The sequence below is a fragment of the Arthrobacter sp. Soil_C_49 genome (genome assembly GCF_057656635.1).
The window spans coordinates 102165-111080 of the sequence record NZ_JBDGJZ010000017.1; the positions used below are offsets into that span (position 1 = coordinate 102165).

The 8916-nt window shown below is 65.2% G+C and carries 9 protein-coding genes, 1 pseudogene and 1 riboswitch; of the genes and pseudogenes, 5 read left to right on the plus strand and 5 right to left on the minus strand.

The window, feature by feature from the left end; translation table 11 throughout:
• Positions 1 to 33: 33 nt before the first annotated feature.
• The 3 genes from AC3A4Z_RS20660 to AC3A4Z_RS20670 form a co-directional block, all read right to left on the minus strand.
• Positions 34 to 513 carry a DUF4383 domain-containing protein gene (locus AC3A4Z_RS20660; protein ID WP_498713910.1) on the minus strand — a complete coding sequence of 160 codons (480 nt, stop codon included), beginning with the start codon at positions 511 to 513 and terminating at the stop codon, positions 34 to 36.
• An 80-nt stretch (positions 514 to 593) separates the two neighbouring features.
• On the minus strand, positions 594 to 803 hold the full coding sequence (locus AC3A4Z_RS20665) for a hypothetical protein (RefSeq protein WP_498713912.1): 210 nt from the start codon (positions 801 to 803) through the stop codon (positions 594 to 596).
• Positions 804 to 845: 42 nt separating this feature from the next.
• The gene (locus AC3A4Z_RS20670; protein WP_498713914.1) at positions 846 to 1388 is read right to left on the minus strand and encodes a heme-degrading domain-containing protein; all 543 of its coding nucleotides are present in this window, start codon (positions 1386 to 1388) and stop codon (positions 846 to 848) included.
• A 73-nt stretch (positions 1389 to 1461) separates the two neighbouring features.
• Positions 1462 to 1602, plus strand: a riboswitch (TPP riboswitch).
• Between the two features lie 59 nt (positions 1603 to 1661).
• Between AC3A4Z_RS20670 and AC3A4Z_RS20675 the strand changes: the two genes are divergently transcribed.
• From AC3A4Z_RS20675 to AC3A4Z_RS20685, 3 genes are read left to right on the plus strand one after another with little or no spacing between them, the layout of a single operon-like run.
• Positions 1662 to 2285 (plus strand): ECF transporter S component, encoded by a 624-nt coding sequence (locus AC3A4Z_RS20675; protein WP_498713916.1) that lies wholly within the window; start codon positions 1662 to 1664, stop codon positions 2283 to 2285.
• The gene (locus AC3A4Z_RS20680; RefSeq protein ID WP_498713919.1) at positions 2285 to 3838 is read left to right on the plus strand and encodes an ABC transporter ATP-binding protein; all 1554 of its coding nucleotides are present in this window, start codon (positions 2285 to 2287) and stop codon (positions 3836 to 3838) included. The genes AC3A4Z_RS20675 and AC3A4Z_RS20680 overlap by 1 nt, the downstream gene beginning before the upstream one ends.
• Positions 3835 to 4635 carry an energy-coupling factor transporter transmembrane component T family protein gene (locus AC3A4Z_RS20685; RefSeq protein WP_498713921.1) on the plus strand — a complete coding sequence of 267 codons (801 nt, stop codon included), beginning with the start codon at positions 3835 to 3837 and terminating at the stop codon, positions 4633 to 4635. Before AC3A4Z_RS20680 ends, AC3A4Z_RS20685 begins: the two co-directional genes overlap by 4 nt.
• A 76-nt stretch (positions 4636 to 4711) precedes the next feature.
• Here AC3A4Z_RS20685 and AC3A4Z_RS20690 read toward each other — a convergent pair whose 3' ends face one another.
• Complete coding sequence (locus tag AC3A4Z_RS20690) at positions 4712 to 5530, minus strand: glycoside hydrolase family 25 domain-containing protein (protein ID WP_498713930.1); 819 nt, start codon at positions 5528 to 5530, stop codon at positions 4712 to 4714.
• A 185-nt stretch (positions 5531 to 5715) separates the two neighbouring features.
• Between AC3A4Z_RS20690 and AC3A4Z_RS20695 the strand changes: the two genes are divergently transcribed.
• The gene (locus tag AC3A4Z_RS20695) at positions 5716 to 7239 is read left to right on the plus strand and encodes a UDP-N-acetylglucosamine 1-carboxyvinyltransferase (RefSeq protein WP_493972633.1); all 1524 of its coding nucleotides are present in this window, start codon (positions 5716 to 5718) and stop codon (positions 7237 to 7239) included.
• A gap of 67 nt (positions 7240 to 7306) precedes the next feature.
• Positions 7307 to 8536, plus strand: a complete 1230-nt coding sequence (locus tag AC3A4Z_RS20700; RefSeq protein WP_498713924.1) for a glutamate--cysteine ligase 2 — start codon at positions 7307 to 7309, stop codon at positions 8534 to 8536.
• Positions 8537 to 8579: 43 nt separating this feature from the next.
• Here AC3A4Z_RS20700 and AC3A4Z_RS20705 read toward each other — a convergent pair.
• Positions 8580 to 8916 (minus strand): annotated as a pseudogene (locus tag AC3A4Z_RS20705) (hypothetical protein); the annotation flags it as partial.

Below are 8916 nucleotides of genomic sequence, written 5' to 3' on the forward strand. Positions count from 1 at the left end.
GCTGCGTCTTCGACAGCGGGCTTTGGTGGGCGTTCATGCATCCGTGTCCCTGTCCGGGTCACGGGACGGGCTGCCGGGGACGGTCCTGGGGGACAGCAGAATGGCAAGGGCGATCATGGCCAGGCCCAGGACCAGGTGCAGCCAGTTGTCCGCATTGTTTTCCGGGAGGAAGTTTGCCGGCAGGTCATCGGCGATCAACAGGCCATAGAGCCAAAGGAACAGATAGGCGACGCCCCCGTAGATGAGGAAATTCCGCCCCTGCCGGTGCGTCCTGGCCATCACCAGGCCGGCGATTCCGAACAGGGCGTGGACGGCATTGTGCAGGACGGACACCTGGAAGATTCCGAACAGCTCGGCTTCGGAGCCAGGGCCGGCAAAGCGGAGGGAACCGTAGTTGGCGGTGATGCCCGGAATGAATCCCAGGATTCCAAGCAGCAGGAAGACGGTGCCGCTGGCAAGGGTGGCCTTCTGCAGGCCCGTCCTCGCTTCGGTGGCGCGGGTGCTGACCGCCATAACCTGTACTCCTCTAAAGCCGGGAACAACATAGTAAGCATGATTACTAATAAAAGCTAAGTACGCTTCCTACCCGGCGTTCACGCCTCCGGGCTGTTCCAGGTATAGGGGTTGGTGTGGGTCCCGCCGTGCCGGCCCTGCTCATATCCCTGCTGCCAGGCTTTCCCGACGGCGGCCACTAGTTCGGCGAGCAGGGGATAGTAGGGGTGGTCCGGACCAATGTAGATCATCTCGTCTTCGGCTTTATCCACCGCCGCCCGCACCTGGTTTTCGTCGCCAGGACCGTTCATGGCACCCTCCTTGCCCCGACATTGTCCAGCTCAGAGAAGGCGTCAGTCGGCGCCCATCGAGCCGAGGACTTCGCGGAGGGCCTGGACCACCATGTTGTGGTCCTGCACCTGGGGAAGCCCCGAAACAGTCACGGTGGCCACCGCGCCCACCCCTGTGACGTAGACCGGGAAGGAACCCCCGTGCGCCGCGTACGTGGTCTGGTCGAACCAGCCCTGGTCCTCGATCCTGCCGCCGCGAAGCCGTCCGCGCAGCCCCACCAGCAGGGACGGGACCTCGTACCGGGCGGCGGTGCGCTGCTTGGCCCGGATCCAGAACTCGTTGTCCGGAGTGGCGCCCGGCAGGGCCACATGGAACAGGACCTGGTCACCCTTGGTGATGTCGATGGCGATGGGGAGCTGGTCCTCCTTGCCCAGTTCCACCAGCAGCAGCCCCAGGTTCAATGCGTCGTCCATCGAAAACCGGGGAAACTGGAGCTCCCGGATTTCGCCCTCAATCCGCGCGATGAGCGCCTGCAGGGAGCCCTCCGGCTGGGTGGCATCAGAATCGGGATCGAACTCAGTCATATCCGGCGCATTGGCAGTCATGGCCCACAATCTACCCCTCCTCCGGTGTAAACTGGACCACGCCCAGCAGGGCTATTTATCTACCCACAGAATCAATTAACGACAGGGGAGCGCCGCCGTCGGGCATCACTGGCAATGCCAGGATCCGCAGGTGGGCGCTGAGAGTGCGGACAGCCGCAGACCCTCGAACCTGATCCGGTTAGTACCGGCGCAAGGGAGTCGAGTTCTCGAAGTCCGGCAACGGCAGTCAGTGCCCTTGCCGCACTTTCCCCTCCTGTTCCTCAGGAGGATCGCATGGCAACAACAGCAGTAAAGAAGACCACCAGCAAGTCCTGGCGCGTCGTGGACATCGTAGTGGCGGCCCTGATCGCCATCGCCGGCGGCGTTATCTTCTGGGCCTGGTCCCAGGGAGCCGCGGCAGTCTCAGCCCCCATGAACGCCGTCTACCCGCCCCTGACCGGCCTGATCGCCGGCGGCTGGATGATCCCGGCGGTGCTGGGCATGCTCATCATCCGCAAGCCGGGCGCGGCGCTGTTCTGCGAAACCGTGGCCGCCACCGGCGAGCTGCTGATGGGCTCGCAGTACGGCGCCTCCGTGCTCTTTTCCGGCTTTGTCCAGGGCCTGGGCGCAGAAATCATCTTCGCCATCTTCGTGTACCGGAAGTTCAACCTGCCGGTGTCGCTGCTTGCCGGTGCCGGCGCCGGGCTGTTCTGCGGCCTGAACGACTCCTTCGCCCCGTGGGGCTGGAACATCGCCTACTCCGGCGGCGACAAACTGGCGTACATCATCTTCACAGCCGTCTCCGGCGCCATCATCGCCGGTACCCTGTCCTGGATCGCCACGCGCGGCCTGGCGAAGACCGGTGTCCTCAGCTCGTTCGCCTCGCGCAAGGCAGCAACGGAGCCCGCCTTCTCCTGATGAGCGCTCCCTCCCATCACGGCGTGCCGGTTGCGGTGCGTCCGGCGGCCGTCAGCGCCCGCGGTTGGGGCTGGCGGCATGCCGGACGTGCCAAGCCTGCGGTCCGTGCCCTTGACCTGGACATCCAGCCGGGGGAGCGGGTGCTCCTCCTCGGTCCGTCCGGGGCGGGCAAGTCCACCCTTCTCCATGCCTTGGCGGGCGTCCTGGGCGATGTTAACGACGACGGCGAGGCCTCCGAATCCGACGAGTCCGGTTCGCTGCTGGTTGACGGAGCCTACCCCCGTGAGCAGCGCGGCCGCGCCGGCCTGATGCAGCAGGACCCGGAGACGCAGGTGGTCCTCTCCCGGGTGGGTGACGACGTTGCCTTCGGCGCCGAGAACCTCGCCGTGCCCCGCGACGACATCTGGACCCGCGTGCACGAGGCGCTGGACGACGTCGGCCTGTCCCACCTGCCGCTGGACCATCCGACGTCGGCCCTGTCCGGCGGGCAGAAACAGCGGCTGGCGCTCGCCGGCATCCTTGCGATGCGGCCCGGGCTGATCCTCCTTGACGAACCGACAGCCAACCTTGACCCCGCGGGGGTGCTTGAGGTCCGCGACGCTGTGGCGCGCTGCCTGGACAAGACCGGGGCGACCCTGGTGGTGGTGGAGCACCGGGTGTCCGTGTGGAAGGACCTGGTGGACCGGATTGTGGTGCTGCAGCCCGGTTCGTCCACCGACCCCGCCGTGCTCCTGGACGGGCCGCCGGACCGCGTGCTCACCGAGGCCCGGAGCATGCTGATAGCGGCCGGAGTATGGGTTCCCGGTTACGTCCCGGAGACCCGGCAGCGTGCGGCCGTCCCGGCTTCGGGGACCGGCGATCTGCTGCTTGCCGCCGAGCAGCTGGCGGTCTCACGAGAACGTGCCCGCCGTAAGGGATTCCGAAAGCTGCCGCCGTTGCCGGTGCAGCAGGATATCAGCGCGCAGGTCCGCGCCGGGCAGGCGCTCGCCATCACGGGTCCCAACGGGGCAGGAAAATCGACTTTTGCCCTGACTCTTGCCGGTCTTTTGGAGCCCGTGGCCGGCAAGGTCTCCGCCACCCTGGCGCTTGGCCGGGGCGCCGGGATTGATCCTTACCAGTGGAAGGCGGAGCAGCTGATCGAGCGGGTGGGCACCGTATTCCAGGAGCCCGAGCACCAGTTCGTTACGGGCAAGGTGCTGGATGAACTCCTGTTTGGCCCGCGGCACCTCGGCCACGGGACGGAGCGTGTGGACGAACTGCTCGAACGTTTGCGGCTGACGGAGCTCGTGGACGCCAATCCGTACACTCTTTCGGGTGGCGAAAAGCGCCGGCTTTCCGTGGCCACGGTCCTGGCCGCGCATCCCCAGGTCCTGGTTTTGGACGAACCTACGTTCGGCCAGGACGCCAACACCTGGGCGGAGCTGGCCTCATTCCTGACCGAGCTCCTCGACGCCGGCACTGCCGTGGTGTCGGTGACCCATGATGCCGAGTTCACGGCAGCCCTGGGCGGAACAGAGCTGAGGATGGCTGCGGCGCAGGCGGTGGCGTCATGAGGCAGGAGCTGAACCTGCAGGGAAACCATGCCCTGTTGACCCGGGCCAACCCCCTGAGCAAGTTTGCCGCCGTTTTCCTGGTGACCGCAGTGCTGGCGCTCTCCATCGACTGGGTGTCCGCCTCCGTGGCGCTCGCCTGTGAACTCCTGCTGTTTCCACTGGCCGGGTTGACCCTCACGCTGCTCTGGCAGCGCGGCTGGCCGCTGATCATCGCCGCGGCCGTGGGCGGCTGGAGCACCTCCATCCTGGCGCCGGACAGCGGAAGGACGCTGATCGACGTCGGCATCTGGACCATGAGCGAAGGCTCGCTGGAGCTGGGGGCAGGGTTTATGCTGCGCGGGGTGGCGATTGCGCTGCCCGCGGTGCTGCTGATGAGCTGCACCGACCCCACTGACTTGGCCGACGCCTTGGCGCAAAAGGCACGGCTCCCGCACCGGTTCGTGCTGGGAACCTTGGCGGCCATGCGCCTTGTGGGACTGCTGGCTGAGGAATGGCAGACCATCGGGATGGCCCGCCGCGCCCGTGGTGTGGGCTCGCGTGGCAGTGTGGTGCAGCGGGTGAAGGCGACGCTGGGGCAAAGTTTCGGTCTGCTGGTCCAGGCCATCCGGCGCGCATCGCGGCTGGCGGTGACCATGGAGGCCCGCGGTTTCGGCGGCGGAACGCGGACCTGGGCCCGCGAGTCAACCTACAGCCGGTTGGATGCGTGGGTGCTGGGCGGCGGGGTGCTGATGGCCGGGGCTGCCTGCGCGGCTGCCGTGTGGGCGGGCACGTGGAACATGGTCTGGCTGGGAAGCTGACTGGGACCTGGCCTGCTTTTTGCACTGGCAGCACGGGGTTGCTGTCTCGGGGCTGCGGTAGTTTCTGTGTTGTTGTTCAGGAGCAGGAATAGTCGTAGTCGAACCCGCGGGACACGAACTGGGTGAGCTCGACGTCGCCGCCCCGCGTCAGCGGCGGGTCGGAGCAGTTGCCCTTGGCGCCGGTAAGGGTGCGGGCGCCGGCGAGCCAGCTGGGCAGCCAGTACAGGTTGCTTGAGCTGTTGACGGTTCCCACGATCTGGCTCCACTGTGAGCCGGTCGAATAGATGCCCACTCCCTCGGCACCGATGCTGTTGAAGAAGTCGGTCATACCCTCGAGGACGGCGCGGTTGGCGTCCTTGTCCGTGGTGGACCAGCTGTTCCCGGTTTCCACGTCCAGCCACCAGACGTAATCAGCAGGGTTGCTGATGCCGCGGATGTAGGCGTCATCCCAGGCTTTGGCATAGCCGTACATGTAGGCGCAGGCCTTGCCGTAGTCCTTGGCCTTGCAGGAGCCGTAGGGGTTGTCGACCGGGGACCCGACGGGATACTCATCGCTGGTGGGCCACCACGAGCCTGCCTTGCCGGGGTTGGCGGTGTTGACGTACAAAGAAACTTTTGGCTGCTCAGTGGCGCCGGATGAGCCTGCCGCCCATGCGAGCTGCTCAGTGAGGCACGGGTTGGTGGTGTTGGCCACGCCGTTGTTGACACCCACGATTGCGAACGCCTGGCCTTTGGGAAGGTCCTTGCCGCACTGCGGCCAGGACACGTCATTGCCAAGGAGTGACTGCGTGCCCTCGCCCGGCGACGGCGCTGCGGCAGCTGGCCAGGCAGACGCCAGGAGCAGGGCGGCCAGCAGGAACACAGCCCGGACCAGCGCTCGTGTACCTTGTAGTATCCGCACCAGGCCACCTCCGTGGTCACTGAAGGAAGAGGTCTTCCCAGTCTCCCCCGCTTCAGGGCTTGGGGCAAGAACGCTTCAATATTTCATTTCTATCGCATGTAGTGGGTAATGAGGCTGCCCACGTTGCTTCATTCGCTACCTCAGACGCCTCGGTAGCTCATTTATGATATATTTCCTGCATGACTCAGGAAACCGCGGAACACGTTGCCGCCATGCTTCGGGATGCCCGGAGCGAGAAGGGCTGGACCCAAGGCCAGCTGGCCTCGGAGCTGGGCACCAGCCAGAGCGCCATCGCCAGGATGGAACAGGGCAAGCAGAACCTGAGCCTGAAGATGATCCAGCGCCTGGAGACAATTTTCGGCAGGAGCATCGTCAACGTGGGAAAACCGCAGATGACTCACCTCCGGGTCGAGGGCGGCCGCACCCTGTCCGGTGCTGTCGACGTCAACAGCAGCAAGAATGCCGGCGTCGCATTGCTCTGTGCCAGCCTCATCAACCGGGGCACCACCGTTCTTCGCCGCCTTGCCCGGATCGAGGAAGTCAACCGCATCGTCGAGGTCCTCACCAGCATCGGGGTCGAGTGCACCTGGCTCAACGACACCGACCTTCAGCTCCGCCGGCCGGACGTCCTGGACCTCGACGCCATGGACGTGGAGGCAGCCCGCCGCACCCGCAGCGTCATCATGCTGCTGGGGCCGCTCCTGGATGAGTCCTCCGTCTACCGCCTTCCGTATGCCGGTGGCTGCGATCTCGGCACCCGCACCGTGGAGCCGCACATGCAGGCGCTGCGCCAGTTCGGTCTCAGCGTGGAAGCAACCCAGGGCTACTACACCGTGCAGGCACCAGCCGCCGATACCCGGGACCGTTCCTTTGTGCTGACCGAACGCGGCGATACCGTTACCGAGAACGCCATCATGGCAGCGGCGCACCGGGAGGGGACCACGGTGATCCGCAATGCCAGCCCCAATTACATGGTGCAGGACCTGTGTTTCTACCTGCAGATGCTCGGTGTCAGCATCGACGGCGTCGGCACCACCACGTTGAAGATCACCGGCCGTCCCATGATCAACGCCGAGATCGAATACTTCCCGTCCGAGGACCCCATCGAGGCCATGAGCCTCATCACCGCAGGAATCGTCACGAATTCCGAGGTGACCATCCGCCGGGTGCCCATCGAGTTCATGGAGATCGAACTTGCCACGCTGGAACAGATGGGCCAGCGGCTGGAAATATCGGGCGAATATATGGCCCGTAACGGCCGGACCCGGCTGGTGGATGTCACCACCAAGCCGTCCGAGCTGCGTGCTCCTGAGGACAAGATCCACCCCATGCCCTTCCCGGGACTGAACATCGATAATCTCCCCTTCTTTGCCGTAATCGCCGCAAATGCGTCCGGCCAGACCATGATCCACGACTGGGTCTACGAGAACCGGGCCATCTACCTGACGGAGCTGAACCGGCTCGGGGCGCAGGTTCAGTTGCTGGATCCGCACCGGATCTACGTCAACGGTCCTACCAAGTGGCGCGCGGCAGAGGTTGGCTGCCCGCCGGCTCTTCGCCCTGCGGCCTGCCTGTTGCTGGCCATGCTGGCGGCGAGGGGGGTATCCGAGCTGCGGAACATCTACGTCATCGAACGCGGTTATGAGGACCTGGCAGAGCGGCTCAACACCATCGGGGCCAGGGTGGAGTACTTCCAGGACTGACCATTCACGCTTCGTCATGAAGCGTGGATGGCCCTCAAAAGGCGCTGCTCTGTCGCAGAATGTGAGTATGCGTACTTTCGGCGTTGAGGAAGAACTCCTGATCGTTGATCCGGAGAGCGGTGAGCCGCTGGCCTTGGCTGATGCGCTGCTGTCCGGGCGGCGCATGGCAGCCGACGACGCCCCTGACGACCCCCATGCACTGGACAACCAGGACAAAACTGTTTACGACGACGACGAGATGGGCCTGAGTGCCGAACTCAAGCTGGAGCAGATAGAGACGCAGACTCGGCCCTGCCTGGAGTACCCGGAACTGCTGGAGCAGATCCGGGCCGGGCGGGCGCTTGCGGACAAGGCAGCCCGAAAGAACAACGCACGGGTGGCTGCCTTGGCTACGTCACCGCTCGGCTTGTCCAGCCACACGACTCCTGATCCCCGGTATGCCCGGATGCTGGAGCGGTTTGGCTTGACTGCGCAGGAGCAACTGACCTGCGGCTTCCACGTCCACACCTACATCGAGTCGCACGATGAGGGTGTGGCAGTGCTGGACCGGATCCGCGACAAACTCGCCGTGCTGACTGCCCTCAGCGCGAATTCACCGTTCTGGAACGGTGTGCAGACCGGCTTCGAGAGTTACCGTACGCAGGCGTGGAACCGGTGGCCTACCGCGGGACCCTCGGGAATCTACGGGGATTACTCTGCGTACCGGAGGGTGGTGGCCCGGCTCCTGGACAGCGGTGTGATGCTGGATGAAGGGATGCTGTACTTCGACGCCCGCCTGTCACGGAACCATCCCACCGTTGAGGTCAGGGTGGCAGACGTTTGCCTCCGGGCGGAGGACGCCGCGCTGATCGCTGTCCTGGTGCGCGGGCTCGTTGAGACGGCCAGCCGCGAATGGCACGACGGCGTGGATCCCGCTCCCGTCCCGACAGTACTTTTGCGGATGGCGTCCTGGCAGGCGAGCAGCGCAGGACTTGGCGGCGAACTCCTCGATTTTGGGACGTTCCGGCCGGCGCGTGCCGCGGATGTGGTGCGTTCACTGGTTGACTATCTTGCCCCGGTACTGCAGGAGCAAGGCGAACTTTCCTTGGCCCGGCAAGGGGTGGAAGACGTGATTGCGCGCGGAACAGGGGCAGCTGAACAGCGCCGCGTCCGGGACAGGACCCTGGCCGCCATGGAACAAGGTGACCTGGGTTTCGGCGCTGTCGTCAGGCACGCAGTGGATGTCACCATGCGCGGGGCCCAGAATCTTTCCACAGCCGACGAGGCCCCGGAGCTGCTGCGGGTCAGGCAGTCCTAGCGGCAGACCTTATGGCAAGCCTCGGCAGTCCTGACGAGAGGCCTCAGGGGACCGAGGAGGATTCGCTGAGCCAGCGGTGCCAGTCCGGAAACGGGTCTTTGGGCAGTGTCGGCGGGTGGGCGTAGAAGTCGTCCCAGATGGGATCGTCGGGCGAGTAGTCGTGGGGATCCTCGAGGTTGTCATCGCTTGGCTCTTCAAAGGGCGGGTAAAAGTCCGGGAAGTCCATGAATCCGGGTGCTTCGGTTGCGGGTGGATCTTGCGGAGGCGTCAGGAATCCGGTGGTGTCGGTTGCGCGGGTCAGGGGTCCTGGCGTTTCGGTTGCATCCTTTGCATGCGTCAGCAGCCCGGGTGTTTCCGGTGCAGGGACGGGGAATTCGGGT